General features: G+C 38.2%; 24 protein-coding genes and 1 tRNA gene. 17 read left to right on the plus strand and 8 right to left on the minus strand.

Annotated features, from left to right (window positions below; all coding sequences use genetic code 11):
- Positions 1 to 22: 22 nt before the first annotated feature.
- The 5 genes from AAH582_RS10905 to AAH582_RS10925 all read left to right on the plus strand — a co-directional run bounded on the left by AAH582_RS10905 (position 23) and on the right by AAH582_RS10925 (position 5,204).
- Positions 23 to 107 (plus strand) — tRNA-Ser (locus AAH582_RS10905).
- Positions 108 to 488: 381 nt separating this feature from the next.
- Entirely contained in the window at positions 489 to 1,301 is an 813-nt protein-coding gene (locus AAH582_RS10910) for a hypothetical protein (protein ID WP_343322151.1), read from the plus strand.
- 367 nt (positions 1,302 to 1,668) lie between these two features.
- Positions 1,669 to 2,577 (plus strand): helix-turn-helix domain-containing protein, encoded by a 909-nt coding sequence (locus AAH582_RS10915; RefSeq protein ID WP_343322152.1) that lies wholly within the window; start codon positions 1,669 to 1,671, stop codon positions 2,575 to 2,577.
- Between the two features lie 159 nt (positions 2,578 to 2,736).
- Positions 2,737 to 4,338 carry an aldehyde dehydrogenase family protein gene (locus AAH582_RS10920; RefSeq protein ID WP_343322153.1) on the plus strand — a complete coding sequence of 534 codons (1,602 nt, stop codon included), beginning with the start codon at positions 2,737 to 2,739 and terminating at the stop codon, positions 4,336 to 4,338.
- Positions 4,339 to 4,388: 50 nt separating this feature from the next.
- Positions 4,389 to 5,204 (plus strand): SDR family oxidoreductase, encoded by an 816-nt coding sequence (locus AAH582_RS10925; protein ID WP_343322154.1) that lies wholly within the window; start codon positions 4,389 to 4,391, stop codon positions 5,202 to 5,204.
- Positions 5,205 to 5,362: 158 nt separating this feature from the next.
- Here the strand turns inward: AAH582_RS10925 and AAH582_RS10930 are convergent, their stop codons facing one another.
- Complete coding sequence (locus AAH582_RS10930) at positions 5,363 to 5,881, minus strand: GNAT family N-acetyltransferase (protein WP_343322155.1); 519 nt, start codon at positions 5,879 to 5,881, stop codon at positions 5,363 to 5,365.
- Positions 5,882 to 6,183: 302 nt separating this feature from the next.
- Here AAH582_RS10930 and AAH582_RS10935 point away from each other — a divergent pair, with 302 nt between their 5' ends.
- The 10 genes from AAH582_RS10935 to AAH582_RS10980 all read left to right on the plus strand — a co-directional run bounded on the left by AAH582_RS10935 (position 6,184) and on the right by AAH582_RS10980 (position 15,735).
- Positions 6,184 to 6,558, plus strand: coding sequence for a winged helix-turn-helix transcriptional regulator (locus AAH582_RS10935; protein ID WP_343322156.1), 375 nt, complete (start codon positions 6,184 to 6,186; stop codon positions 6,556 to 6,558).
- A 212-nt stretch (positions 6,559 to 6,770) separates the two neighbouring features.
- The gene (locus AAH582_RS10940; protein WP_343322157.1) at positions 6,771 to 7,175 is read left to right on the plus strand and encodes a DUF3592 domain-containing protein; all 405 of its coding nucleotides are present in this window, start codon (positions 6,771 to 6,773) and stop codon (positions 7,173 to 7,175) included.
- A 467-nt stretch (positions 7,176 to 7,642) separates the two neighbouring features.
- Positions 7,643 to 9,193 (plus strand): FKBP-type peptidyl-prolyl cis-trans isomerase N-terminal domain-containing protein, encoded by a 1,551-nt coding sequence (locus tag AAH582_RS10945; RefSeq protein WP_343322158.1) that lies wholly within the window; start codon positions 7,643 to 7,645, stop codon positions 9,191 to 9,193.
- 67 nt (positions 9,194 to 9,260) lie between these two features.
- Positions 9,261 to 10,814 (plus strand): FKBP-type peptidyl-prolyl cis-trans isomerase, encoded by a 1,554-nt coding sequence (locus AAH582_RS10950; protein ID WP_343322159.1) that lies wholly within the window; start codon positions 9,261 to 9,263, stop codon positions 10,812 to 10,814.
- A 242-nt stretch (positions 10,815 to 11,056) separates the two neighbouring features.
- Positions 11,057 to 12,316, plus strand: coding sequence for an FKBP-type peptidyl-prolyl cis-trans isomerase N-terminal domain-containing protein (locus AAH582_RS10955; RefSeq protein ID WP_343322160.1), 1,260 nt, complete (start codon positions 11,057 to 11,059; stop codon positions 12,314 to 12,316).
- A 634-nt stretch (positions 12,317 to 12,950) separates the two neighbouring features.
- Complete coding sequence (locus AAH582_RS10960; protein WP_343322161.1) at positions 12,951 to 13,790, plus strand: class I SAM-dependent methyltransferase; 840 nt, start codon at positions 12,951 to 12,953, stop codon at positions 13,788 to 13,790.
- Positions 13,780 to 13,989, plus strand: coding sequence for a hypothetical protein (locus AAH582_RS10965; RefSeq protein WP_083295741.1), 210 nt, complete (start codon positions 13,780 to 13,782; stop codon positions 13,987 to 13,989). Before AAH582_RS10960 ends, AAH582_RS10965 begins: the two co-directional genes overlap by 11 nt.
- Before the next feature lie 284 nt (positions 13,990 to 14,273).
- Entirely contained in the window at positions 14,274 to 14,768 is a 495-nt protein-coding gene (locus AAH582_RS10970; protein WP_343322162.1) for a hypothetical protein, read from the plus strand.
- Between the two features lie 127 nt (positions 14,769 to 14,895).
- The gene (locus tag AAH582_RS10975; RefSeq protein WP_046676233.1) at positions 14,896 to 15,198 is read left to right on the plus strand and encodes an MGMT family protein; all 303 of its coding nucleotides are present in this window, start codon (positions 14,896 to 14,898) and stop codon (positions 15,196 to 15,198) included.
- Between the two features lie 9 nt (positions 15,199 to 15,207).
- Positions 15,208 to 15,735, plus strand: coding sequence for a DUF1697 domain-containing protein (locus AAH582_RS10980; RefSeq protein WP_046676234.1), 528 nt, complete (start codon positions 15,208 to 15,210; stop codon positions 15,733 to 15,735).
- Positions 15,736 to 15,836: 101 nt separating this feature from the next.
- Here the strand turns inward: AAH582_RS10980 and mgrA are convergent, their stop codons facing one another.
- Entirely contained in the window at positions 15,837 to 16,868 is a 1,032-nt protein-coding gene (gene mgrA / locus AAH582_RS10985; protein ID WP_046676235.1) for an L-glyceraldehyde 3-phosphate reductase, read from the minus strand.
- Positions 16,869 to 17,087: 219 nt separating this feature from the next.
- Here mgrA and AAH582_RS10990 point away from each other — a divergent pair, with 219 nt between their 5' ends.
- Positions 17,088 to 17,729, plus strand: coding sequence for a peptidylprolyl isomerase (locus AAH582_RS10990; protein WP_343322163.1), 642 nt, complete (start codon positions 17,088 to 17,090; stop codon positions 17,727 to 17,729).
- 51 nt (positions 17,730 to 17,780) lie between these two features.
- Here the strand turns inward: AAH582_RS10990 and AAH582_RS10995 are convergent, their stop codons facing one another.
- The 4 genes from AAH582_RS10995 to AAH582_RS11010 all read right to left on the minus strand — a co-directional run bounded on the left by AAH582_RS10995 (position 17,781) and on the right by AAH582_RS11010 (position 21,808).
- Positions 17,781 to 18,416, minus strand: a complete 636-nt coding sequence (locus AAH582_RS10995) for an HdeD family acid-resistance protein (protein ID WP_046676237.1) — start codon at positions 18,414 to 18,416, stop codon at positions 17,781 to 17,783.
- A gap of 107 nt (positions 18,417 to 18,523) precedes the next feature.
- Entirely contained in the window at positions 18,524 to 19,864 is a 1,341-nt protein-coding gene (locus AAH582_RS11000) for a TolC family protein (protein ID WP_053003989.1), read from the minus strand.
- 84 nt (positions 19,865 to 19,948) lie between these two features.
- Positions 19,949 to 20,797: a helix-turn-helix domain-containing protein gene (locus AAH582_RS11005; RefSeq protein WP_053003990.1), complete on the minus strand. Its 849-nt coding sequence runs from the start codon at positions 20,795 to 20,797 to the stop codon at positions 19,949 to 19,951.
- A gap of 171 nt (positions 20,798 to 20,968) precedes the next feature.
- On the minus strand, positions 20,969 to 21,808 hold the full coding sequence (locus AAH582_RS11010; RefSeq protein WP_046676238.1) for an aldo/keto reductase: 840 nt from the start codon (positions 21,806 to 21,808) through the stop codon (positions 20,969 to 20,971).
- 273 nt (positions 21,809 to 22,081) lie between these two features.
- On the opposite strand from AAH582_RS11010, the gene AAH582_RS11015 reads away from it, so the two are divergent.
- Entirely contained in the window at positions 22,082 to 24,301 is a 2,220-nt protein-coding gene (locus AAH582_RS11015) for an NADP-dependent isocitrate dehydrogenase (protein ID WP_046676239.1), read from the plus strand.
- Between the two features lie 81 nt (positions 24,302 to 24,382).
- Here AAH582_RS11015 and AAH582_RS11020 read toward each other — a convergent pair whose 3' ends face one another.
- Together AAH582_RS11020 and AAH582_RS11025 are read right to left on the minus strand one after the other, a co-directional pair.
- On the minus strand, positions 24,383 to 25,336 hold the full coding sequence (locus AAH582_RS11020; protein WP_343322164.1) for a glycoside hydrolase family 43 protein: 954 nt from the start codon (positions 25,334 to 25,336) through the stop codon (positions 24,383 to 24,385).
- A gap of 253 nt (positions 25,337 to 25,589) precedes the next feature.
- Entirely contained in the window at positions 25,590 to 26,483 is an 894-nt protein-coding gene (locus tag AAH582_RS11025; RefSeq protein ID WP_343322165.1) for a DUF4377 domain-containing protein, read from the minus strand.

Consider the following 26,483-nt stretch of genomic DNA (forward strand, 5'->3'; position numbering starts at 1 on the left):
TGAAAATTCGTACTTTTGTCGCGGAGAGTTGGCAGAGTGGTCGAATGCGGCGGTCTTGAAAACCGTTAACTGTCACAGGTTCGGGGGTTCGAATCCCTCACTCTCCGCTGAGAGGGTCTTTTTCTAAAAGACCCTCTTTTTTTTCGTAAATAAGTAATCCTTTCTCCTTCATTTTCAAGTGATTATGCGACAAAAAGTCTAGCATTGTAGGTGTTCGATAGATACCTTTTTCATAGTAGAGGTTGCTGTCGAACACCAAGTTCACAAATTCCCTTTTTTGCATTGTATCTGCTGAATCATAAACATGGCATAGATCAGTTAAGAGTTCCAGTTTATTTTCAAGGATTTTAAAAACGTGTCCTTGATCCGTATTAAGACGTTCAATAGTACTGTTCAAGGATTTTATATCTTTATTATAAGTGGAATGCCATCTATTGTATGTTTCTTGTGATATTTCATTTTTGATCCACTTTTCTTTCCGTTTTTCTGTGAATAAGCAGGTTACCGATACCTTCGAAATTATTCTTGGGCAGGTGGTCGGTACCAAGAATGTACCAATGATTTCTGGGCTGGTATATAAGACAGGTGACTTTTTAAAGGAAAAGGCAATTAATAAACTTCAAACTACTTCCCCCTACAATGAATTTGTTGGAATCTTGGTTCGTTATGCAAAGACAGCTATGTCGACCAACCGCGACTGCGTGCTATACATCGGTTCCCTTTGTCGGGAGCTCGCGCAGAAAGGAGTTTATGAACCTGAGACAGGAGAGAGGGAATCGTTTTTTAGCATACATCTTACCCATTTTGCCTATTATTTGACCAAGATAGGGCAAGAAGCGATCCTCCTAAAGGACTCAGATATTTTATATCGCTGTATCGAGGATTTAGGCTTTTTGGGATGTACGGCTGTCAAAAATAATCATTATCATCTCACTATTGAATGCCTGCAAGGGTTAGTTCAGCTGGGCCGTGAAGCCCGCGCCGCTGAAGTAAAATGTTTCTGGAGACACTGTGCGCTTGATATGACTGACCATGTGGACGAAAGGATCCAATGGATGGTGTCCTGGCTGCCGAAAGTTCCAGAAAATGACGCAAAATCACTGTGTGAGACTTTTAGTACAGCTTACTCTAGGCTATATGGTAAAAAGCTGACTGTCGAATTGGAAGATATAAATGGTGTAAAAGGAGTTGTATTTAAAAAGTCAGAGGAGAAGCACTTCGAAAGCTTTTCAAAAGACAAATATTACCAGACGGTAGATTATTCTGATTATAAGGAGATCAAAGAGTTTAAATTGTATTAAAAAAGATTATAATTATGTTATAAACTACGGTTAAAAATAATATAAAAAAAGAGACCGTTTTTTTTGAAATGGTCTCTTTTAAAATAAGTAATTTATCTCATTTAATATCCGCTCAAAAAAAATGCAATATGATCTTTAGCCCATATTTCTTTATGGCTCTAATGTGCAAAAGTATATTTAGTACCAAAATTGGATTGATAGGATGGACTGGACAAATAATTCGGTTAAAAAACATTACTATTTCATTTACCCTACTTAATAAGTATCCGGAAATGAAATGTACATCTGTAATATCTGTTACCTTATCTGCAATTTGTGTAATTTTCAGAAAGCAAAGAGTCTTAATTTTGTCATATAAATTTCCGATATGAAAAATCAAATTATCACTATAAATTCAGTCAGCGAGCTATGCAGTGTTTTTGGATTTGATAAACCCAAGCATCCACTCATTGCTTTAATAGATGCTGCGCAAATCAATGTTCCGGAATCCCAGATCGGAACAAAGGTGGTGCTGGATCTTTACATGATTGCCCTGAAAGATAAAGATTGCGGTATTGAATACGGAAGAAATCACTTTGACTTCGAAGAAGGGGTAATGGCATTTTCGGGTCCGAAGCAGGTAAATACAATTGAAGAAGAAATGAAACCGGGAGAAGTAAAAGGCTGGATGCTTTATTTCCATCCTGATTTAATTAGAGGTACACATTTGGGCAGCATAATATCGGAATATTCATTTTTTGACTATAAAGTTGTGGAAGCACTGCATCTGTCCGAAGATGAAGAAGTCCTTATAACCGATACGGTTGCCAATATTAAAAATGAATTTTCTCAGCGAATCGATAGCCATAGCCAAAGGGTAATTGTTTCTAATATTGAATTGCTTTTAAATTATTGCCTGCGTTTTTATGATCGCCAGTTCTTTACCAGAACCAACCAAAATAAAGATATCTTTTCACGTTTTGAAAAGGAATTAAAATCATATTTCGATGCAGAAGAGCAGCTGAAAAACAGCCTTCCCACCATAAATTACTTTGCCGAAAAACTCAATCTCTCTTCTCATTATTTCAGTGATCTCCTTAAAAAAGAAACCGGACGTTCGGCCAAAGATCACATTAATGATTATATAATAGAACTGGCTAAAAACTACCTTTTGGGAACCAACCAGACTATTAATGAAATAGCCTATTTCTTAGGATTTAATTATCCCCACTATTTCACAAGGCTCTTTAAATCCAAAACGGGCTATACGCCATTAGCTTATAAACAGCTCAACTAAGCTAAGGCTGAAAATCTAATGAGAAAAGCGATTCATAAAAATATATGAATCGCTTTTTATTTTAGTTACATCTGCAAATAGTGTTTTAATATCAATAAAAAGTGTTAACCCCCTCAAAATAGGCAGCCTACCTTTGTCTTATAATTAAAACATAAAGTTATGACAGCACAAGAAGCATTTGACTATTTACACCCGGAATCATGGGCAGCTACGTCAGCAGTAGAAAAACTTACCCTGCTTGAAGAGATTCAAAACAACTTAAATAAGTATTCTGAAAAGCTTGCTTTGGCAGATATAAAAATGAAAAACGATTATATCGGCACTGAAATTTATACAAAAGCGTTTGGGCTGGCGGGAACAGCAGGACCTGTTGCAGGTGTACTTATGGCAAGTAGACATCTGTACGAAAAATTGGCAAATGGAGAGATGTTAGAGTCGGTTAGTATTCAAAAATTAGGGGATGGTAACACATCCATACAGACCTGGCCCATTTTTCCGAAAGATAAAATTTTGGCAGGAAAGCAAAAAGGGTATCTGTATGTAGAAGGAGAACCAAAACAGATTAATCCACTTGATAAACCTTCCGGAATTATTGCTATTTCAGGAGCAGGAAACTATAGTTCATCAGTAGAAATGGTAAAAGCACTATTCTTTGAAAACAAGGCAGTAATCCATAAGCCACATCAAAACAATGTGGAAACGGATAAAATTTGGGCAAAAATATTTCAGCCTCTTATTGACCGAAAAGGTCTGGTCTTCATTGAACCGGAAGAAGGAAGAGCGATGACAGGACTTGAGGGATTACATGCCATTTATTTTACAGGTTCTTCAGGAGTTGCCCACGCTATCCAGAAAAAAGCCAAAGCACCATTAATTTCAGAATGTGGCGGGAACAATCCATTATTGATTATTCCAGGCGAAAAGCCATGGACAGCTAAGGAAATAGAACACCAGGCATTGCAAGTCGTTTCTGTGGGCAAGATGAACGGGGGAGCAGTCTGTGGAAGAGTACAGACCATTATAACTTCAAAAAAGTGGCCACAGAGAGAGCCGTTTTTGAATGCAGTCAAAAAAGCAATTTCAGAAGATACCTATGCAGTCGGAACGTATTATCCTGGTGTAGAGGAAACAAAAAAAGCTTTTCTCGAAAATCAGCCGACAGCTGAAGTTTTAAAAGTTGAAAACGGTAAGTACCCCACAACCGATGTGGTCTTAATTCCCAATATTCACGAAGACGATTATGCGGTTAAAAATGAAGCGTTCTGCCAGATCTTTTCCGAAATAGCTTTGGACACTGAAAATAATGTGGATGATTACCTTACAAAAGCAACAACATTCTGCAATGAAAAGCTTTCAGGAACACTTGGCTGCATGATCGCAGTTGATAATGATACGATGAAAAAGCACGAAGGACGAATTCATCAGGCCATCAATGAACTCAATTACGGTGGGATTGCCATCAACACAATTCCTCCGAATATCTTTATGAATGCCTATTTAACATGGGGTGGCTGTAATGAAAACCAGGAGGATTTCATCTCAGGAGTAGGAAATTTTGGAAATGCCCATAATTATGAAAACGTTATAAAATCGGTTTTAATTGATGATTTTAATGCCCAGGGAATGTTGATGACCAACAAAAGCATGATGGAGCATTTATTTACCAATTCAACTCAATTTGCGATCGATAACAGCTGGGGAAATTTTGCAAAAATGGCCGGACAAATGATCTACGACGGCTGTAAAAAGAAAGACTTTTAAACATTATAAACACAGTATTTAGTATATAATTCAATAAAAAATTAAAACAGATGAACAAGACTATTTTAATAACAGGATGCAGCAGTGGCATTGGCCGGATGACCGCCAAATATTTTCAGGAAAAAGGCTGGAACGTCGTGGCAACTGTCCGTAAATTCTCTGACAGCGACGCAGAACTGACAGATTTAGGAAATGTATTGGTTACCGAGCTTGATGTTACCAAAGAAGATACGATCAAAACTACAGTAGCGCAGGCAATAGCAAAATTTGGTGCAATCGACGTCCTATTGAACAATGCCGGATACGGTTCTTACGGAATTTTGGAATCTACCCCGGAAAATAAAATCCGGATGCAGTTTGAGGTCAATGTTATTGGGCTGTTATTGGTAACCAAAAACATTATCCCTGTTATGCGTAAACAAGGGAATGGTATTATTATCAACATTTCGTCCATGGGTGGCAAAATAACCTTCCCAATGGGAACATTATATCACGGTTCAAAATTCGCAGTTGAAGGAATGAGTGAAGCTTTATCATATGAGCTTGCAGAAATTGGAATTCAGGTAAAAATGATAGAGCCCGGTGTTATCAATACGAACTTCGCTACCAGCTCTTTTGACTTAAATATAGACCCTGCAATAACCGAATACAAAGAGTTTACCGATAAAGTTTTACAAGCTTTTGAAGCTGGTGCAAAAGGAAGTGAGCCTGTTTTAGTTGCCGAGACCATTTATAGAGCAGCTACAGACGGTACCAGCCAATTGCGTTACATAGCCGGGCCGGATGCAGAACAGATTATTGCAGCCCGCAAACAAATGAACGATGAAGACTATCTGGCTCTTATCCGTTCGCAATATGGCCTATAGAATGGACTTCATACAAGAATTGAATCTTTGTACAAAAGGTGGTGTTGTCATTCATGGAAAAATAATGGTAGGTTTAGAACTTCTTTTAGTTCTGGCCTTACCATCATTGTCCAAAGTTGCGACTATAAAAATCGGTTATATTTTTATGGGATAGGAAACTAATTTAAGCTTTTACCCATTGTAAAAAAATTAAAAATTTGTGTGCCAATTTGAAATGTGTTTTCACCAATTTTTTGATATGCTTCTTTTTGATAAAACTTAACAGCTCTTTCATTTTCGTCCAACACCGATAACCAGATATATTGATATCCCAATGTTTTTGCTTCTTCAATCACTATATTTTGTAATCGATTTCCAACGCCGGCTGCAATAAAATCCTTAAGGACATAAATCTTTTGTAGCTGACATATTTTATTACAATCTACAAATTCGGAAGTCGAATTTAATTTAAGCTTTACATATCCCATCGGTAATTTGTTATAAGATGCAATCCAGTACACATTCTCATCTTTCACAAGGCTTTCACGGATTTTTGCTACCAAAAATGTGTGATCTAAATAGTCTAGTAGATCTTCTTTCTGATTAAAAAAGACCTCAAATGTATCGGAATAAGTAATTCGTCCTAATAGTGAAATGATTTCGGCGTCATTTTCATCCGCTTTTTTGATTTCTATCATATATAATTGTTTTTATTCTGACAGCATGAAGTAACACAGCAATAGAGCTTCCTATCAGTATCGGATACGCTTCAATTAAAACTCCGTAAACTATATATATGGAATTCGCTAATAGCGAGAAAAGCCTGAGTTTAAACTCGCCTTTTAACGACATTGAATACAAATTCAATAGTAAACCAAAATATCCAACAACTGAATAGACCATCACTTCAATTTAAAGCTATACTTTTTACAGTTCAAAAATAAAATGATTAACTTTACTAATCAATAACTGTCAATTTTGACAGGTTAAAAAATGAACAATGATTATTGACGGGAAGGAAAATTTATACCAAATAGGTGAGAAAACGTTTCATTGTGGAACGCATGTTACAATGGAATTAATTGGGGGTAAATGGAAATGCATTATACTTTGGTATTTACGTCACGGGGAAACCCGGTTTTCAGCATTGAAAAAATATATGCCGGATATTACAGAAAAAATGTTGAGCATTCAATTACATGCATTGGAGAATGATCAATTTATCAGCAAAAGTGTTATAGGTGAAAAACCACCGCTCAAAGTATATTATCAATTAACAAATCTTGGAATATCACTTTTGCCTATTATAGAGCTTATGACAAATTGGGGCGATAGTTACGGATTGAAAAACGGAAAATTAATAAATACAAAATAGCAAATAAGATGAATTTTTGGATTTGTAAATATTCACGAAAAATCTATGCTAACTACTAAATGATTCTTCTTTTAATTTTCGTAAGGATATATTACTCATGTGGAGGTTTCACCTCCTTATTGGCTTATTGAAAATTGTATTATATTCGTTAGTGTTTATTTATCAATTAGATATAATAAGTAATTAAAGTGGAGAAAATTAAAAGTAGAACTATGTGGCAATATTATTTAATTCTAGGGTTTGGGCTCGTTTTCCTTGTGTTGGCAATCTACAGCTTCCGTAATACAATGGTATTTCTAAAAAATGGTAATAAAGTTACTGCAACTGTTATTGACTTTCATAGATACGAATCTGATGGCGAGGTTTTTGCCCCAATCTTCACTTTTCGGACAAAAGATAATCAATTAGTAACATATGAACTAGCCGAAAGCTCCGATCCTCCAGCTTGGAAAATAGGAGAGACAACAACTGTCATCTATGATCCTGCGGATCCGTCGAAAGTAAGTTTATATAGCTATTTCAGAATGTTTATATGGACATTGGTACTTCTTTCAATAGCTCTACCCTTAATAGTAATTGGTGGAGGTTATTTTATTGCAGCGAGATTCATTCTCTAATATTTTAACTATTTTGATGGTTTTATTTAGGTAAGATGATGCTTCTCCGTCTGAAAGATTATGAACTTCTTTTACTTCCCCATTTGAGCAAGAAATACCATTCTAATTGTTTAATAACACTTCAACATTTTTTGCAAGTGTTTTGAACCTGATGCCGCTTTCTTGTACTACTGTTATTGTCAAATGATCAGTCTTGCTGATGTTTAGATCAGTTACAAAACCTGATTTGCCTTTATGCGTACCAGAAATTACCTTACATCGATCTCCATCTTTCAAGTTATTGGAATTATTGGTCATAATTATATTTGTTAAAATTGATTATTCAGCGTATAAATTTAGGAAATTAAATTGTGCATTAATCAATTGAACTTCCTTTGAGAATTGATTTTATGCTTGTATAACAGCAAAATTTTATTTGGAATATTGATTCAAAATTTCCGTAAATTTAGTAGTATAAAAACTACGCCATGAAAAACCCTATTTTGCACGCATTACGATGCTGCGCGCTCCTTAGTTTTCTTTTTAGTTTTACTTCTTATGCTCAAAATTCTAGGCCTTCTGCGCCGAAACAGAATGCGGGAAGTGGAAAAAGCAGCCCAAAACAGATCGATATCTACGTAGCAGGATCCTGTTACAATGAAAATACACAAAAGCACACTGCTGTATACTGGAAAAACGGACAACCTGTAGCACTTACTGATGGGCAAAATGACGCAGAAGCGACATCAATAGCTGTTTCAGGAAATAATATCTACGTAGCAGGAAATATAAGCGGACAGGCTGTATATTGGAAAAACGGGCAGGTGACGAGGTTTAATAAAGATGAAGGGGATTACAATACCGCTAATTCAATTGCTATTATAGATGGTGATGCCTATGTGGCCGGATATTATAGGGACTATAATGATGTCAGAACCAAATATGATGATTTAGCAATGTACTGGAAAAACGGGCAGCCTGTGAAATTGCCACTTCCCATCCACGATTATAGCTGTGCGAATTCGATAGCTGCAATAGCTGATGATATATACATTATCGGGAACAACCAGTCCGGACAGCTATACTGGAAAAACGGTCAATTAGTAGAGACTATCAATGACCTAAAGTATGTAACTGCCATTTCACAACTGAATGGTAATGCTTATGCTGTAGGTATAGCCAATAACGGGCAACCTGCATATTGGAAAAACGGGCGTACCGAAAGCCTATCCTCCATAGATGGTTTAGCTACTTGCATAGCTGTATCCGGCAGCGGCGATTTATATGTGGCTGGTGTCGATGATACTAATGGAAATGGATACCCTGAAGATAATGATGTGGGAAAAGTTTGGAAGAACGGGCAGTTACTTATGAACCTTAAAGGTCCAGATTTTTATATCTATCGTCCTACTTCCATGGCCGTAACGGGTAATGATGTATATATTATAGGGCGTGCCAGCATTGGCTCTTCTGGTTCGGGAACGAGATTATTGAAGAATGGCCAAATAATAGAATTAAGTAGGATAGAAGGAAGTTCTGGGTCTGTGGCAAATTTCGTAATATCTAGCGAGGCAGGTGATAATAGTCTATCAAAGCAAAATAAAGTTGCCACAAAAAATGAGAATACAGATGCTTTCCCAAAGTTTGTAAAGGAAGAATTAAGTCCTAAAGAAAAAGAGGCTAACGATTTTTTTGAAGAAAATAAAAAGAAACCTGGCGTTATTACGCTACCGAGTGGTTTACAGTATGAAGTTATTCGTCAGGGTACAGGATCTAAACCCAACTTATCGGATCAAGTGAAAATAACGCATACGAGAACGGTTATGGAAGGAAAAGAGATTATGGGAGTGATCAAAGGTGAATCAGCAGGTATTGTTCGCGTTGCTGATCTTATACAAGGTCAGGCACAAGGTCTCTTACAAATGAATGTAGGAAGCATTTATAAATTCTATATTCCTGCCAAACTTGGCCACCCTAAACAAACAAATAAGGCAGTAATACTTATCATAGAAAATGAACTTTTGGAAATTGTGAAATAATGCTTTAATTAATCAGTATCTACAAGAGAATAGCTTAGATTAAGTTTAATAGTATAAAAACTACGCCGTGAAAAACCCTATTTTGCTAGCATTACGATGCTGTGCGCTCCTTAGTTTTCTATTCAGTTTTGTTTCTTACGCCCAAAACGATAAAACTAACGCTCCAAAATCTAGTTCATCGATCAGTCAAACGGATGTTTACATAGCTGGAAGCTGGTATGACAGAAAAACAGGGCAGACCTTTGCTGCTTACTATAAAAATGGCAAACCTGTAGTTCTTAAACAAGGGCAGGGACCAACCCAATTTTCAACTGTTTCATTAGGTAGATCTATAGTCATAAATAACAATGATATTTATGTTGCCGGGAATATACTGGACGCTGACGGCCATAGTTTAGCTGCTTATTGGAAAAATGAACAGTTTCAGCCAATACCGATTAAGATTGATCAATATGGGAATAAACAAACATCGTATTTAAACGGAATTGATATTTCTAACGGAAATATTTTTATGTTTCCCTATCAACCCGGTACTTTAAATGAATACTATTATTTTAAAAATGGTGAGGAAACAAACTTTCCAAATGAAGTCCCATCTAGTGTGATAAATGATCGTGTGCATTTCGTGTCGGGAAATGATGTTTATGTGGCAAATGCTACAGACGAGGCGGCTTATTGGAAAAACGGTGCTAAAGTTACATTGGATAATACATTGCATCATCCCAACAGTGTGCAGGTTTCGTCTATATTTGTCTCAGGAAATGATGTTTATGTGTCAGGTTATAAATCTTATGCGTCCAAAGGAGCAGATAATACAAATAAGCAGATGGCCCTCTATTGGAAAAACGGACAGGAAATTATACTCTCTACGGGTACCGGCCGCTATGCAACGAGATTAACCAGTTCTATCTTCGTGTCGGGAAATGATGTTTATGTTGCCGGAATGAGCAGGGATCCTAACACAGGTGAATCCATGGCCGTCTATTGGAAGAACGGGCAGGAAGTTGTTTTAGCTAAGGGTCCAACTTTTACACAGGCATTGGCCATAGCAGTCTCAGGAAGTGATGTATATGTTGCTGGGGAGAATTCTAATAGAAAAGTGTACTGGAAAAATGGGCAGGAAACCAATCTTACTGATTGTGCTGAAATAAGCTCTATGGTGGTATCGAAAGGGAGTGGGAATGTACCTAATTCAACATTAAACAATGTTTCTGTAAATAATACTTCGGATTTAATTTTGAAAGAGAAAGCTGATCAGTACCTTGCACAGATGAGAAAAGTTCCCGGTATCATCGAAACTCCAAGTGGTTTATTATATCAAGTGTTTAGAGAAGGGGCCGGACCGAAAGTAACTTTTGATCAAAGAATTGCAGTGAACTATAGAATAAGTTTTCCTGACGGTATTGAAAGAGGGCACTATCGAGGTGGAAATGGTGGGAATATGTCTGCCAGTACTTTTATAACCAAAGGAATGCAGGAAGCCGTTCAATTAATGCGAGCCAGAGGAGTTTATAGGTTTATTATCCCGTATAATCTTGTGTATGGAAAAGAAGGAGCAAAAGATATTCCACCATATCAAGTATTTATTTATGATGTTGAAACATTTGAAATTGAAAAATGATACACCATGAAAAGCCCTATTTTGCTAGCATTACGATGCTGTGCGCTCCTTAGTTTTCTATTTAGTTTTACCTCCTATGCTCAAAACTCTAAGCATTCTGCTTCAAAGCAACATTCAACGATCTTTTACTTGGAAGCGAAAGGATAGCTGCCTATTATAAAAATGGCGTTCTTGTTGAACTAACGGATGGGCGATATGCTGCTGAAGTTCAGGTTGTCGCTTCTGATGGTGAGGACGTCGTTATGGCAGGATTTCATAATAAGAAATCTGTTTATTGGAAAGATGGTAAGGAATATGCATTAAATAGTCATTCGGAAGTGGTACAAATCAACGCAATAGCTGTAAAAAATGGTAATATTGCTCTTGCCGGAATATTTTTAAAGTATAAGCCATTACCAGCCGCTTCAAGATATGTGGCCATTTATTGGAAAAATGGTCAACCTACGGAACTTACTGATGGCTCTAATGACGGCGGTGCAACAGGTGTTGCAATAGATGATAATGGCGATGTGTATGTTTCTGGTTATTATGATTGGAAGACGAAATATTGGAAAAATGGACAGTTGGTAGCTCCATTTGACGCTTCAGCAGGAGAGATTAGCCCCACACGTATGCTCGCTGTCGGACAAAAACTCTATATCTCCGGGGTAGGCCCTAAAACGAGAGTTGGTTATTGGGAAAGTGGAAAAGGACTCACCTCTTTTCCCTATACTGATGATCATGATAAGGCAACAGATATTGCAGTCTCAGGTGATGATGTGTATGTCATGGGGTATAATTCGAAATATCAGCCGTTTTACCTTAAAAATGGAGTAGAAACGATCGTTAGTGAAAAGGGGTATTCTAATTCATCTATTCCTGAGCCCTATCATATCGCGGTTCATGGAAATGATGTTTATGTTGTAGGGTATGATGGATTTACAAATAATGGGCAATGCTGGAAAAATGGAGAACGTATTCTACCTAATGATAATACCTTTGTTGCAAGATGTATCACGATTAATTCTACGGGAAATAGAAGTAATCCACCAAAACAATCTACAGTAAGTAAAAGAGAAAGTCGTGTAGAATCTGAAGTTAATATACAGCCGCAAAAAACACTTACACCAAATACAGCAAAGATACTCACTGCCCCAGAAGAGGCTGATCTATTTTTTGAAGAAAATAGAAAAAAACCAGGCATTATAACAACTGCAAGTGGTTTACAATACGAAATATTGAAGCAAGGAAATGGCCCCAGAGTTTCGGCATCGGATAAAATCCAAGTTATCCATAAAAAAATATTAATGTTCGGAAAGGAAGTAAAAGAACAGGGAGGATATAGTCCTCCGAATACCTATGAAGTTCGAAATCTAATGAAGGGTTTGATCGAAGGGATTACTCTAATGAATGTAGGAAGTAATTATAAATTATTTATTCCAGCCAAACTTATTAGTTCCGAGGCAATAAAAAGCGGTGCGACAATGATTTTTGAAACCGAAATACTTGGAATCATAAAATAATGACAGGTTTTGGCGAATCGTGGGGTACAAAGTAAAACACTATGTTTAAAGTTACTTTACGCCAAAATAAGGTTTTTATTTTATACTTTCAATGAAGGATAATAGGGGTATAAAAAAAGATAAATCATCCAAAATCAATGATTGGCAGGATTTTTTTGTTATGGGAATTGCTAAAATTTTCAAAAACACGCTAAAAGTTTGTGGCAAATTCGTGGCAATATTTGTATTTTAAAAATCTTGCTACAGAATTTGGTGTAAACTATTGATAATCAATATGTAAATCTGCTTAACGACTTGAATTAGAGAATCTTTGGTTCGATTAAATGTAAAAATATTGATTGTACGTCAGGAGCAAAGGGCATCATAGAAATTTCATTTAAAGAAATGAATAGGTAGAAAAAAAATCTATCTTTGTAGTCTGTTATACTATATCTAACATATTATCTGCGTCTTAACTAAAAAAGACATGCTCGAAAAAGAGCTATAACTGCGTGAAATCTTTTGACTTTCAGTGCACAGATAATTGTATCCCCTTATGTTATTAAATCACAACCGGAAAATTGATTATCAAATCGATTGGTTTATCATTTTACGATGTTATAGCATTTAAAATGCTTATTATACAAGGAATATAATGAATAGTAAACAATTAATAAGTAGAGAAATAGAGTTGTTCTACGATAAAGTATCGGAAGAAACCAGACTTGATAAGGGAATGGGAGTATTTGAGTTTGAAAGAATAAAATCACTTATTGAAAAATACATCATCGCTTCACCATTAACCATAATTGATATCGGTGGTGGCACAGGGAAGTATTCGGAATGGCTTGCAAAGAAAGGACATCGAGTTCATTTGGTAGAGCCCGTTACAAAACATTTAAAAATAGCCCGCGACAGAGCTAATAAATTGAAAAACAAATTTGCTGTGCACAAAGGAGAATCTCGAAAATTAGAGTTCTCAAATAATTATGCCGACCTTATTATACTACACGGTCCACTTTATCATCTTCAAGAGAAAGAGGACCGGGATTTAACCATTTGTGAAGCCAAACGAGTTTTGAAAAACAACGGCGTTATATTGGGGTTTGCCATTAATTATACTGCATCCACTTTGGTAGGTCTTTTAAATGGGTTAATCCACAAAAAGTCATTTTTTGAAATGTGTAAGGAAGAACTAACACTTGGCAAACATAATCCGCCCCCTGATTTCCCTTGGCTTTTAGCAGAAGCATTTTATCATAGGCCCGAACAATTAAAGAATGAATTTTTAAATCAACAATTAACCTATTTAAATACGTATGCAGTTGAAGGTTTGGCATGGTTGGACAAAGACTTTTTTGCCAATATGCAGAACTACCAACGGCGGAGAGTACTCATGGAGCTTATTCAAATTACTGAAAATGATAGCTACCTTCTTCCATTCAGTCCACATATGATGATAGCGGTACAAAAAACATATAACCATGGAAAATAAAGACAAATATTACTGGGCACTAATAGACAATGATGGTCAACTAAACGAAATTGATCTCGGAGAAAAAATAGGATTGAACGAAAACGAAACCAACGAAATAATTGGACAGCTTTTGTCTGAATATAAAATTGAATATACAGCAATCAGATGCTGCAATTACAGCCCGACGAAGAGAGCGAAGAGAATGAAGAAAAATTAACAGCTAATGTATTTTTCCTAGGAGCTGTTACTGCAATAGTCTGTGTTGCCTTTAGTCTGGAAAGGCTGGTCATGACGATAGTTGCGGCTTTGCTTATTGGTGGGTTTTACGCTGAGATTGTGTTTCGAGGGATCGATTTGATACGTAAGGAATATAGCGATTGGGAGCACGAAATCCTAATAACTTTTGTAAATTAGGAAAGCAGCAAAAGACGTTGTCTGTTGACAACAGATAACGCTTTTTTTGTTTGATTATTTACTTATTAACGTTTAAAGGAACAAGATATGGGCGGAAAATTGATCCTACAGTTCTCACTTTTGGTCGGACAGCTATTCTTAGGAGAAAGCTGTACCCATAACTCACATCGGGTGACGGCAGAAAATACTAAAAATGAGATTACAGCAGTGTCAATTTCTATGGTTGGCGGATTTACAGTAACACCTTCAAAAGGTTATACGATGAAGATAACAAGAGATAGTATTTATTGTCTGTTTTCTGCAATTGATACAGCGCAGAGTAGCCTAAAATCATATGTCAACACGGAAGATAAATGGAACTTGTTATTGGATAAAATTGATTTGGAAAAATTTATTGCCGCTAAAGAAGAGGAATCGCGTCAGCCATACGACGGAATAGATATAAAAATAAGCATTACAACAAAAAAGGGGCAATATGTAAAACTGAATGCTGACAATAACCCTAGCTGGAATCGTGTATATAGACAATTGGAAGAATATTTTCCCCCACAATCATACGGAAACAAAAAGTTAGATAAGTGAATCTATTAAAGACCGTACTGTTTATAGTGGCTTTTTGTAACTTAGATTGCTTTCCATTTTTTGCTGTGGAAAAGGGAAAGAAAATTTTTTGACATAAATAAACACCATAAATAAAATATAAATTAACATGGATGAGCAATTCAAACAGCAGATATATGAGTTGGCCAAACTGATTCCGAATGGTAGAGTGACGACCTATGGGTCGATAGCAAAAGCCTTGGGCTATCCAAATCATTCGCGACATGTCGGAAAGGCTATGGGAGGATGTCCCAGCGATGTACCCGCCCACCGTGTTGTATCCAGTGGCGGCACGCTTGCAGTGCCTGAATTTCAAGAACGGCTTGAAGCCGAGGGGCTTGTTGTCAATAATTTACGGATCAAGGACTTTAGAAAGCTGTTTTGGGATCCGATGGACGAAATAATCGATTAATGTAATACTATGAAATACTGTGCTTTTCTACGCGGCGTCAATGTGAAGGGAACCAATATGAAGATGTCAGATGTCTGTCAGGTTTTTAAGGACGCCGGTGTAACGGACGTTACTTCGGTACTGGCTTCTGGAAATATTGTTTTTTCGTCGGACAAAGCGCCCGCCTCGCTCAAGCAGTTACTGGAGGATTCCATGTCGGCATATTTTTCTTATGAAGCTTTTTTGTTCATCCGATCACAGGAAGAAGTGGAATTGCTGCAGGCAAATATTCCTTTTGAAATACATACGGACTTCCATGTCTATGCTTTTGTAGGGACAACAGGTGTCGAAACAATACTGATGGATGAATTCAGCAATTCGACACATGTGCCGGGAGAGACGGGAGAAATTGTCGATACGGTCTTTTATTGGCGAGTACCCAAGGGCAATACCTTGGATTCCAGCTTCGGAAAGGTGTTGGGGAAAAAGAATCTAAAAGATAAGATGACAAGCCGGAATATCAACACCTTTGAAAAGATATTGAAAAAAATGGGTTAATTATCGGAATGAGCCCGGTATTATCCAGGCTCATTTTTAGTTTATGGAATTCAGCCATGCGCAAAGTAGTTACTTGGATGAAAACTTTTATGGCATTGATCTTAATCAATCTCAGCCGATTTAGCCCAGATATTAATATGGCCGTCTTTTGCATAAAGATCAATTTCGTGAACTTCTTCCGGACTAAACGTCAGATTCTTCAGCGCACCAACGCAATCAATGACCTGTTGTGGTCTTGAGGCGCCGATTAGCGCCGATGTAACTTGCTTCTTGCGTAAAACCCATGCTATAGCCATTTGTGCCAGTGATTGCCCTCTACGCTGTGCAATTGCATGTAAGGCCTGGATGTTCTTTTGATTTTCTTCATTCAGAAATTTTGTCTGAAGTGATTTGGATTGCGCCGCACGGCTATTCTCGGGGATATGCTTTAAATATTTATCGGTGAGCATGCCCTGTGCCAAAGGAGAGAAGACGATAGAACCAATGCCTATCTCATCCAAGGTATCGAGCAAGCCATCGGTTTCTACCCATCTGTTTAGCATAGAATAGCTAGGCTGATGAATAATAAAAGGTGTGCCCAATGATTTCAGGATTGCATGGGCTTCTTTTGTGCGTTGCGAATTATAGGATGAAATACCGACATAAAGCGCTTTTCCGCTACGGACAAGCTGATCTAGCGCCAGCATGGTCTCCTCCAAGGGGGTATTGGGGTCGAAACGATGTGAATAGAAAATATCGACGTAATCGATACCCAGGCGTTTAAGTGATTGCTCACAGCTTGATATCACATATTTACGGCTTCCCCATTCTCCGTAAGGCCCGTCCCACATGTGATATCCCGCTTTTGATGAAATAATCATCTCATCGCGTAAACCGTAAAATTGTTCTTTTAATATTTGTCCGAAGGCCTTTTCGGCACTTCCAGCAGGCGGACCATAATTGTTTGCGAGATCGAAATGGGTAATTCCCAGGTCAAACGCTGTTGTGCAAATATCAACTTTTGTTTGATGGGCTGTGTCGTCACCGAAATTATGCCACATTCCCAATGAGATGGCAGGCAATAGAAGACCGGATTGACCACAACGATTATAGATCATATCTTGATATCGGTCTGGATTTGCTGTATACTGCATAGTCTTGAATAGTTTTAATCCAAACTAAGATAAATTTACGCTTATTTGCAAGTTTTAATTCCATACGATGGCTGTAATTTTTTAGTGCAGGAAAAGTTTTGGAAGTATCCTGTACAGATATTCTTCGAGAGCATTTGGAAAACTGCCGCTCAATGTCTTTCAAAAATCGAAATTTAATGTATTTTTATATGAAATCTAAGAAAACGATTAATTCATACGATGAGGAAAATTCTAACCATCCTAAGCTTTGTTTTTATTGTATTGGGGAATTGTTATGCCCAATCAAAACATTTACTTTTCAAGACTGATTTTGGCGATTTTAAAGTTGTACTTTATGATTATACCCCCAATCATCGCGATTTGATGTTGCGATCTATTCGGGATACTGTATATCAGGGAGCACTGTTTAATCGCATTATCGAAAATTTTGTTGTGCAGGGCGGAGAGCATGATATCGATATTGAAAAACGTGAGGCGGCAGATCCTCTTCATAGAAAACCGCGATTGGCGGCAGAGTTCGATGACCGGGCGTATCATAAAATAGGTGCCTTGGGTGCAGGACGGGATGGAAACCCCGCAAAAGCATCTTTTTTAAATCAGATCTATTTCGTGGTCGGAAAGAAAATCACGGCAGCAGAACTGGATAGTCTGGAATTGAAGAAAGGGATAAAATATACTGCAGCTCAACGTCAGGAGTACTTGGCTCGTGGCGGACAGCCAAGACTTGATCACGATCTTACCGTTTTTGGCGAGATTTATGAGGGATTAGAAGTGATCATGAAAATCAGTCGGGTAAAGACGGATAAACAAGATTTTCCACTTCATAATGTGCCTTTTAAGATTGTCGAAATAAGTAAATAAACTTAACAGTCGGAGCAATATTGATAAAAAAAGGGCAACTAAGCCCTTTTTTTATTTGCGGTGTTGATCAAATTCTTCTTTAAGCTTCTGATAACGCTCTTTCCACTCGTCTGGCAGCTTGCTCGGGATGTCTTTGAGACTTTTCAGCTGAAATGCAAAGACACAGGCTGCAAAGCCCACCGTACTTATGGCCATTCCGGTCCATATGACCAGCGAAAAACCTGCAAATAGCGGATTCCAAAGTAAGATAAAGCTGAAAATAATGCCTAAAATGGCAAATAATAAATTCCAGCCCCAAGATTTACTGCCGTAATTTTTGAGGTCAAAAGAAAAGGATAGCAACTGAAAGGATTTAAAGAGCGCATAAAAGCCTACAATAAACGCCAACGTGCTGGCTGAAAGCAACGGGTTGGCAATCAGTAATATGCCGAATAGGGTATAAAGAATCCCTCCGGTGAGGTACCAACCCCAACCGTCCACTTCATCTTTGTTCTGCACGGCAAAGATAATTTCCAAAATACCGGAAATAATAAATGACCATGAAAATAGAATCGCTAATGTGAGAAATGCGGCAACAGGTGTGTAAATGGTATAGAACCCCAAAAGAATTAATAGAATGCCGATAATCAATGGAATATACCAGTGCTTGATGGATGATCTGATCGTTTTAAAAAATGAATTTGCCATAATAATGAGTTAAGATAATGCAGTATTGCCGATAAAAAAGCCCCATTAATTACTTAATGAGGCCTTACATATATAAAACTGATTAAATTAGGCAAAAGGAAAATGTACTAGATCTTTCCAGTCTCTTTTAAAAGTTTGTAATATGCATACACAATATTGATTTCAGCATTTGTGTATTTCAATTCCGCTTCAAGTTTTGAGTTTGAAGCATCCATGATATCGACGATCAACGCCAATTGGTTCAAATACTTTTTCTCAATAATACGATAGTTCTCATCTGCAAGGGCTTTATTGTATTCCAGCGTCTTGCGTTGTGAGTAGGCCTCATTGTATTTAATGTATGCAGTATTAACAGCGACGCTGGTTTTTTGTTTCAGAGCACTTGTGTATTTTTCGTTCTTTTCAATTTGTAGATCATTTAGTTTAAGCTTTTTTCCTGTCGTGTAGAGTGAAGAAATCGTATAATTCAGGGAGATACCGGTATTCCAGGTATTCATATACTTGTCGATGACCGGCATCACATTGGTGATAGGTTTCACAAGACTGTTTCCCGCGAATAGGCTGAGGGCAGGGGATCGCTCTGATTTTGTAATAGCTTTTTCTGTCTGCAAAAGTTCGGCTTCCTTGGCCGCGAGCTGAAGGCCCGGGCTGAATACATACGCGTCTTGTTTTAAGCTCGCGAGGTCTGTCAGCTGAAAACTGCTGTTTAATAGTTTGTCATCCGGCTCAATTACTGTGCCCTCCGGTAGCCCTAATGCGACTATAAGCTCGTCATTCAGGATTTTCCGATTGTTCTGAATCACCTCTTTGGCTAACTCCAACTCGGATATTTGCAATTGGTTGCGGATAACATCATTTTTGGTGATCATGCCCTGTTTATATAATTTTTCCGTCAGGTCCAGTCTCTTGTGCGCAAGCTCAATATTTTGATTGTAGACAGCTTCTTGATTTTTCAGTTTAAATAGATCAAGGTAATAGCCTAAAACCAAAATTTTAATGTTCTGTTCTTCATTTTTATGGTCCAATTCAGCCAGTTCTTCGCCCAGCGAGGATGCTTTGATGCTATTTTTTACGACACCGCCCTTCCAGATAAGTTCTTTCGCTTCCAATGCATAGTTGTTACCGAAATGGGGTAAGGGGACTTTTTCCGACCCCGAAAGGTCTTTGTCGATCAACGCAGCGTTGCCGAGGTAAAAAGCCGATGCTGAAGCACTGATTTCGGGAAGCCTTCTTAATTTTGCAACTTCCGTTTTTTGTTGGGCGATACTTACGGCCGACGCCGAAACAATAAGATTTGGGTGATTATGGATAGCAAGTTCGAACAGTTTTTCAATTGATATTTTTCGGCTGTTTATGCTGTCTTGACCGTATGTTTGATTGCAAAATAATGTAAAGAAGCATAACGTCAAGTAAAAACCTATTTTTCGGGCTCTTGACTTTGTATTCATGGTATTTAACTTTGTTTATATATGTGATACAAAGTTAGTATGCCCTGGGGTGACAAGAAATGTTTGATTACTGCTTTATGATGTTCAATTGGTAACAAGATTTGCCTGTTGTTCACGAAATAGCTTAGGTGTTATGCCGACATGTTTTTTGAAAAACTTGCTAAAAGCATATTGATCTGAAAAATTAAACTCTTGTGAGATCTGGTTGATTGTTTTGGTAGAAATGGTGAGCTGCGCTCTAGCTTCTGTGACTAGCCAGTTACTGATAATTTCCGAGGGCGATTCTTGTGTAATCTCCTTGACGCTGATCGAAAGGTATTTGATGGAGATGTGGAGGCGGTCGGCGTAGAATGCGAGATCGCGCTGCGTTTTGTAGTGATCGGCGATAAGCTGTAAAAAATGGACGGTAATTTCTTCCTTTCTCTTGTTGCGTGCCTTTCCGGAGCTTTCACCAGCGGTATAGATCACATCGGCCAAAAGGTAGATAATCGCCATAAAAATATTGATATTGGCTTTTTGGAGGAAATCCTTCTTCGGATCGATTGGTTTTTTACGGTTGCTATGTAAAGTGGTTAACAATGTCCAAATAGCTTCAAAATCGTTGGCGGCAGGAGTAAAGGGTGTGGAGCGGTTGGAATTAATTAATCGATAAGCATCGTACCGACTGATTGACAAGCGTATTCTATTGGAAAAATTCCGGTCATAATGGAGTATTTTAAAAACAGCATTGGTACTGATTGTCGTAAAGCTATAGTACTTATTGTATCCGATAAACAGGATGTTACCGGCTTGAAGGTCGGTGGGCGTACCATTGCTATTGACCTGCATAGAGCCTCTATACAGCAGTATACAAGTCGTCCATAAGGGGTGATAGTAGTAGTCTTCTCCCTTCGCAGGAAATTCCGATTGATCTATAAGTTCTATTTCATTCATTTTTTCAATGAAAAGGTACGGAATATTTTAGGCAACTTGGTCACTACGGTAGTAAAATATGTTAAATGTATTCAGGAAAGTGAGAATCAGTTTCTTTTGTGCTGGAAGCTCTGCAATATAGGATTTATGGAGTAGCCTTAGAGCGACTCCATAAATTTTGTATTACCGCTCTTAAAAAGCGACTTTTTTAGGGTCCGATCCGGAAAACCCCATTTCAGGTAAATCGAGGATAGTTTTGATATCGCTTGCTGTCAGCTCAAAATCGTCGATCGCTAAATTTCTTTTAATATTATCGGGATTGGTTGATTTTGGCAGCGGCAAGATACCCTGAGATAAAGCAAATTTGATACAGAGTTGTCCAACACTAGTATTCTTTTCCTTAGCCAGTGCAACGAGGGTTTCATCCTGTAATATTCTGCCCGAACCCAGGGGTGACCAAGCCTGAACAAGGATGTCATTGGATTGGCAGAGTGCCACAGTATCTTGCTGAAGGTAACCCGGATGAAATTCAATTTGGTTCACTGCAGGGATGATTGTCGCTGACTCCAGTAATTTGGCGAGGTAGTCTTTGGGGAAATTACTCACGCCGATCGCTCTAACTTTCCCCTCTTTGTAGAGCTGCTCAAAAGCCCGCCAGGTATCGGCGTTGATGTCAGACCAGTTTGCAAATTGCGTTTCGTTGGCAGGCCAATGAATCAGGTAAAGATCGAGGTAATCCAATTGTAGATCGCTGAGTGATTTTTCGAATGCAGCAATTGTCTTATCGTATCCACGCTCGGTATTCCAGAGTTTTGTTGTGATAAACAGCGAATTACGATCGATACCACTGTCTTTTATCGCTTTTCCAACACTCTTTTCGTTGCCATATATGGCCGCAGTATCAATATGTGTATATCCAGCGGCAAGTGCTTCTTTAACTGCCTGATAAGCTTCGTCGCCCTCAGGAATTTGCCAGGTTCCAAATCCAATTGCCGGAATTTCAACTCCATTGTTCAATTTGAATGTTTTCATTGTAAGTCGTGTTTTTATGTTGAGCTAAAATAGGATTTCGCCTGTAGTATCTGGTCACTGAAATGTCAAGAGGAAATACTTTTGGGTAGAGGAGGGGCGACTTATTCTGTATTGCCAAAATATATTTATTTTCACAATTTTATTGTCAAAAGGGGTGCAATTCCTCGTTAATTATGGCATTTATTCTTATCTTTAGGCGAATTTTTGAGAAATTCAGATTTTTCAATGATTTCACATAGCATTAAAAATTAAACATATTTCTAATAGATTACTATGTCAAACAAATCAAAAATTGTTTGGACAAAAACAGATGAAGCTCCTTTATTAGCGACTTATTCGTTTTTGCCTATCGTTCAAGCGATTACAGCTACAGCTGATATCGATGTTGAATTGAGAGATATCTCTTTAGCAGGCCGTATTCTTGCTAGCTTTCCAGAATTTTTAAAAGAAGATCAAAAAATTGCTGATGCATTGGCTGAGTTGGGTCAGTTGGCAACAACTCCTGAAGCAAACATCATTAAATTACCGAATATCTCCGCGTCGATTCCGCAGTTAAAAGGTGCTATCGCTGAATTACAGCAAGCAGGCTACGCTGTTCCAAACTATCCTGATGAAGCGACAACAGAAGAGGAAAAGTCAGCTAAAGCGAAATATGCCAAAGTATTGGGTTCTGCGGTAAATCCTGTATTACGTGAAGGAAATTCAGATCGCCGTGCACCTAAAGCGGTGAAGAACTATGCAAAAGCAAACCCACATAAAATGGGTGCTTGGGCGAAAGATTCTAAAACAAAGGTTGCTTCAATGACTTCAGGTGATTTCTATGGCTCAGAGCAGTCTGTAACCGTAGAAAATGAAGGTCAATTTAAAATTGAGTTTGTTGATGAGCAAGGTGCAGTAACAGAATTAAAAGGACTTTCGCCATTGAAAGCGGGTGAAGTTATTGATTCTTCAACGTTGAGTTTAACAGCATTGAAAGCTTTTGTAGCAGATGCTATCGCTGAAGCGAAAGCGGCAGGTGTATTGTTGTCTGCACATTTAAAGGCAACAATGATGAAAGTTTCTGATCCGATTATCTTTGGTGCTGTTGTTGAAACTTATTTTGCAGATGTTTTTGCGCAATATGGCGATTTATTCAAAGAGCTGGGTATCAATAAAAATAACGGCTTAGGTGAGGTTTATGCTAAAATAGCAGGCCATGCGAAAGAGGCTGAAGTGAAAGCTGCTATCGACGCTGCTATCGCAAACGGCCCTGCTTTAGCGATGGTAAATTCGGATAAAGGCATTACAAATTTCCACGTGCCTTCTGATGTTATTATTGACGCTTCTATGCCAGCAATGATCCGTATTGGTGGTAAAATGTGGAATAAAGACGGTCAAGAAGAAGATACTATCGCGATGGTTCCTGATCGTTGTTACGCTGGCGTTTACGAAGCAACAATTGAAGACTGTAAGGAGCATGGTGCCTTAGATCCTAAAACAATGGGTTCTGTGCCAAACGTAGGTTTGATGGCGCAAAAAGCTGAGGAATACGGATCCCATGATAAAACTTTTCAAGCTGCAGGAAACGGCGTTATTCGCGTGGTGGATGCTGCAGGAAATGTTTTCATGGAGCAAAAAGTGGAGACAGGTGATATCTTCCGTATGTGTCAAACGAAAGATGCACCAATTCAAGACTGGGTGAAATTGGCTGTGAATCGTGCTCGTTTATCTGAAACTCCAGCTATATTCTGGTTAGATGAAAACCGTGCACATGATAGAGAAATCATCAAAAAAGTAGAAAAATACCTGCCAAACTTTGATACAACTGGTTTGGATATTCGTATTTTATCTCCGATTGATGCGACGAAATTCTCTTTGGAACGTATTCGTAAGGGCGAAGATACCATTTCAGTAACTGGTAACGTGTTGCGTGATTATTTGACGGATTTATTCCCGATCTTAGAAGTGGGTACATCAGCTAAAATGTTGTCTATTGTTCCATTGATGAATGGTGGTGGTTTATTTGAAACAGGTGCTGGTGGTTCGGCTCCGAAACACGTAGAACAATTCCTTCAAGAGGGTTACTTGCGTTGGGATTCATTGGGTGAATTCTTGGCGCTTGGTGCTTCTTTGGAACACTTGTCTCAAACACAGAATAATCCAAAAGCGCTTGTATTGGCGGAGACCTTGGATGAAGCAACAGAAAAATTCTTAGCGAACGATAAATCTCCGGCACGTCGAGTTGGTCAGATTGATAATCGCGGATCACATTTCTATTTGACACTATACTGGACTCAGGCTTTGGCGGCACAGACAAAAGATGCTGAATTGGCAGAGAAATTTGCAACTGTTGCAACGGTGTTGACAGATAATGAAGCGAAAATCAATGAAGAACTGATCGCTGCACAGGGGCATGCACAAAACATCGGCGGTTACTATTTCCCGAATGATGAATTAGCAGCTAAGGCAATGCGTCCATCTGAAACATTAAATAATGCAATTTCTAGCATTTAAGCGGTAATTGTTTTCATAAAAAAAGAAGCCCAGTTCGATTGATCTGGGCTTTTTTTGTTGTTTACAAAAACGAGTATTTTGCTATTTTAATGGATATTTTACACCTGTAAAGGTCATCTTAACAGGTATGATATGTCCATTTTTGTCAAATTTCATTTCCTCGATACAGGTGACGCGCTCATTGGCTCCATCTTTGCCAAGCGGTCTACGGTGGTAGACGATAAAATACTTGTCTTTGTTGGGCACTTTGATGACTGAATGATGTCCGGCGCCAACAGCGACTTCCGGATCTCGTTCTAATATTGTCCCGATGCGCTCAAAAGGCCCAAATGGCGAATCGGCGATGGCATAAGCGACTTTGTAGTCGGGGCCTGTCCAGCCGCCTTCCGACCACATGAAATAATATTTTCCATCTTTTATAAACATAAATGGTCCTTCAACGTAATCTTTAGGGGTGATTTCTTTGTAAAAGCTACCATCATCAAAAGGGAGCAAGCCGGTGAAATCTGGCTTGAGCTTCACCATATTGCAATGCTTCCAACCGCCGTAGTACATATAGAAAGTTCCGTCTTTATCTTTAAAAATAAACTGATCTATCGGTTGAGCGCCATTGATAATATCGTTGATTAAGGGTCTGCCCAATAGGTCACTATAGGGACCTTCTGGCTTGTCGGCCACAGCCACCCCGATGCCTCCGATCTCGCCTTGATGTACATCATTGGCACCGAAAAATAGGTAATATTTGCCTTTGTTTTCCAATACCGCCGGTGCCCACATAGCTTTTTTCGCCCATTTGACATTGCTGTTTTCCAAGATGCGGCTGTGTTTTGTCCAGGTGGCCAAGTCGGAAGATGAAAACGCGTCGAAGAATATCTGCTCTTCATAAGGTGCCGAATAGGTCGGGAATATCCAGTATTTATTGCCATAGATAATACCTTCAGGATCGGCATAGTTTCCCTTGATGACAGGGTTCTTCTGGGCAAAAAGTGTCGCGGTTAAAAGTAAGGCTGTTGATGTTAAAAATGTTTTAATCATTGTATCGGTTTAAACCTGTAAGATACAGGATAAATATGGATCGGAATGAGTCAAAATGAATCATTTTTATGCTCATTTATCTCATTATTTTTTGAAATGTTAAAATTTTGTTAAAATATTATTGCGCTTTCGATTGTTTCCGATTTATTTCACATATTTGTTTATGTCATTTCCAAATGGCATAAATACTTTTCATAAAATAGGTTAATAATATGGCTAAGATACCCAAAGTCTCCCAGACTTTGGGTGTTTTTTATTCCCGCTCCAATCCAAAAATCATGACTAGTTTTCTGTCGTTGTATAAATTTAAGGTTTGCTCGGCTATGTCAAATTGAATTTGTTTTTGTTCAAAAATTTGGAAAAAGTCATTTTCGATATTTTGGCCATTGCAGGCACGCATGGTGCTTGCTAGGTGTATAAAGCTGATTTTGTCCCCTTTAATAGTGAAATTTCCCCAAAAATTGTTGCATCCCGTTGTTCCGGTAATCGTGCCATTTCGGGCATCGAACCCGATGCTTGCTTTGCTGTCGGTGACATCCTTTCCATTTAACTGAAGTAAATTCCATTTAAAACGAGCCAGAAATGCGGCCACACTGGGCAGTTCATTTGTACGTTCTTTTGAGACAATTTCAATTAAGCTGTACCTGATGGTGTCTGTATTTTTTTGTTTCGTTTGTTTTACCCGAATGCGGTAACGGTAGCCCTCTTGGTAATCGAAACCCTGAATGGTTGCAGCGAGGTATTCCCATTTATTTTTTTTATCAGATTTTATCTGCAGACACTTCAATTTACCAAGGTTCTGAGCATTTACATAGTTTTCTCCAACTTCCCATGTGTCCACGGCCGTCTCTTCCGATAATGATTTTGTGATCGTTTTGGCTAAGCTGTATGTTGGACGCGAACCGTTTTGACGTTTGAGGATCTTGATGTCATATTCAAATTTGGGATCATAATCAAATTGGCGTATCTCGGTATTGAATTTCTCCCAATCTTTGCTGTTGTAGTACTTGACAAGATAGGGGGGTGTTTGTCGAAGACCTGATTTTACTTTTACACGAAATGAAGAATTCTGCGCGAGTAGGCTGTGACAAGGAAATAAGAGTGTTAAAAGAAGGAGTAATGAACTGTATGTGGAAAGCTTCTTCAT

This window comes from Sphingobacterium multivorum (assembly GCF_039511225.1).
Classification (GTDB): domain Bacteria; phylum Bacteroidota; class Bacteroidia; order Sphingobacteriales; family Sphingobacteriaceae; genus Sphingobacterium.

What these genes read in the sequence shown, in the direction of transcription:
- AAH582_RS10960 (WP_343322161.1), top strand. Translation starts at nt 12,951, where the DNA reads ATGAATAGTAAACAATTAATAAGTAGAGAAATAGAGTTGTTCTACGAT.
- AAH582_RS10935 (WP_343322156.1), top strand. Translation starts at nt 6,184, where the DNA reads ATGATTATTGACGGGAAGGAAAATTTATACCAAATAGGTGAGAAAACG.
- AAH582_RS10940 (WP_343322157.1), top strand. Translation starts at nt 6,771, where the DNA reads ATGTGGCAATATTATTTAATTCTAGGGTTTGGGCTCGTTTTCCTTGTG.
- AAH582_RS10955 (WP_343322160.1), top strand. Translation starts at nt 11,057, where the DNA reads ATGGCAGGATTTCATAATAAGAAATCTGTTTATTGGAAAGATGGTAAG.
- AAH582_RS11010 (WP_046676238.1), bottom strand. Translation starts at nt 21,808, where the DNA reads ATGAAAACATTCAAATTGAACAATGGAGTTGAAATTCCGGCAATTGGA.
- AAH582_RS11005 (WP_053003990.1), bottom strand. Translation starts at nt 20,797, where the DNA reads ATGAATGAAATAGAACTTATAGATCAATCGGAATTTCCTGCGAAGGGA.
- AAH582_RS10930 (WP_343322155.1), bottom strand. Translation starts at nt 5,881, where the DNA reads ATGATAGAAATCAAAAAAGCGGATGAAAATGACGCCGAAATCATTTCA.
- AAH582_RS10995 (WP_046676237.1), bottom strand. Translation starts at nt 18,416, where the DNA reads ATGGCAAATTCATTTTTTAAAACGATCAGATCATCCATCAAGCACTGG.
- AAH582_RS10965 (WP_083295741.1), top strand. Translation starts at nt 13,780, where the DNA reads ATGGAAAATAAAGACAAATATTACTGGGCACTAATAGACAATGATGGT.
- AAH582_RS11025 (WP_343322165.1), bottom strand. Translation starts at nt 26,483, where the DNA reads ATGAAGAAGCTTTCCACATACAGTTCATTACTCCTTCTTTTAACACTC.
- AAH582_RS10990 (WP_343322163.1), top strand. Translation starts at nt 17,088, where the DNA reads ATGAGGAAAATTCTAACCATCCTAAGCTTTGTTTTTATTGTATTGGGG.
- mgrA (WP_046676235.1), bottom strand. Translation starts at nt 16,868, where the DNA reads ATGCAGTATACAGCAAATCCAGACCGATATCAAGATATGATCTATAAT.
- AAH582_RS10945 (WP_343322158.1), top strand. Translation starts at nt 7,643, where the DNA reads ATGAAAAACCCTATTTTGCACGCATTACGATGCTGCGCGCTCCTTAGT.
- AAH582_RS10975 (WP_046676233.1), top strand. Translation starts at nt 14,896, where the DNA reads ATGGATGAGCAATTCAAACAGCAGATATATGAGTTGGCCAAACTGATT.
- AAH582_RS10920 (WP_343322153.1), top strand. Translation starts at nt 2,737, where the DNA reads ATGACAGCACAAGAAGCATTTGACTATTTACACCCGGAATCATGGGCA.
- AAH582_RS10915 (WP_343322152.1), top strand. Translation starts at nt 1,669, where the DNA reads ATGAAAAATCAAATTATCACTATAAATTCAGTCAGCGAGCTATGCAGT.
- AAH582_RS11015 (WP_046676239.1), top strand. Translation starts at nt 22,082, where the DNA reads ATGTCAAACAAATCAAAAATTGTTTGGACAAAAACAGATGAAGCTCCT.
- AAH582_RS10970 (WP_343322162.1), top strand. Translation starts at nt 14,274, where the DNA reads ATGGGCGGAAAATTGATCCTACAGTTCTCACTTTTGGTCGGACAGCTA.
- AAH582_RS11020 (WP_343322164.1), bottom strand. Translation starts at nt 25,336, where the DNA reads ATGATTAAAACATTTTTAACATCAACAGCCTTACTTTTAACCGCGACA.
- AAH582_RS11000 (WP_053003989.1), bottom strand. Translation starts at nt 19,864, where the DNA reads ATGAATACAAAGTCAAGAGCCCGAAAAATAGGTTTTTACTTGACGTTA.
- AAH582_RS10980 (WP_046676234.1), top strand. Translation starts at nt 15,208, where the DNA reads ATGAAATACTGTGCTTTTCTACGCGGCGTCAATGTGAAGGGAACCAAT.
- AAH582_RS10925 (WP_343322154.1), top strand. Translation starts at nt 4,389, where the DNA reads ATGAACAAGACTATTTTAATAACAGGATGCAGCAGTGGCATTGGCCGG.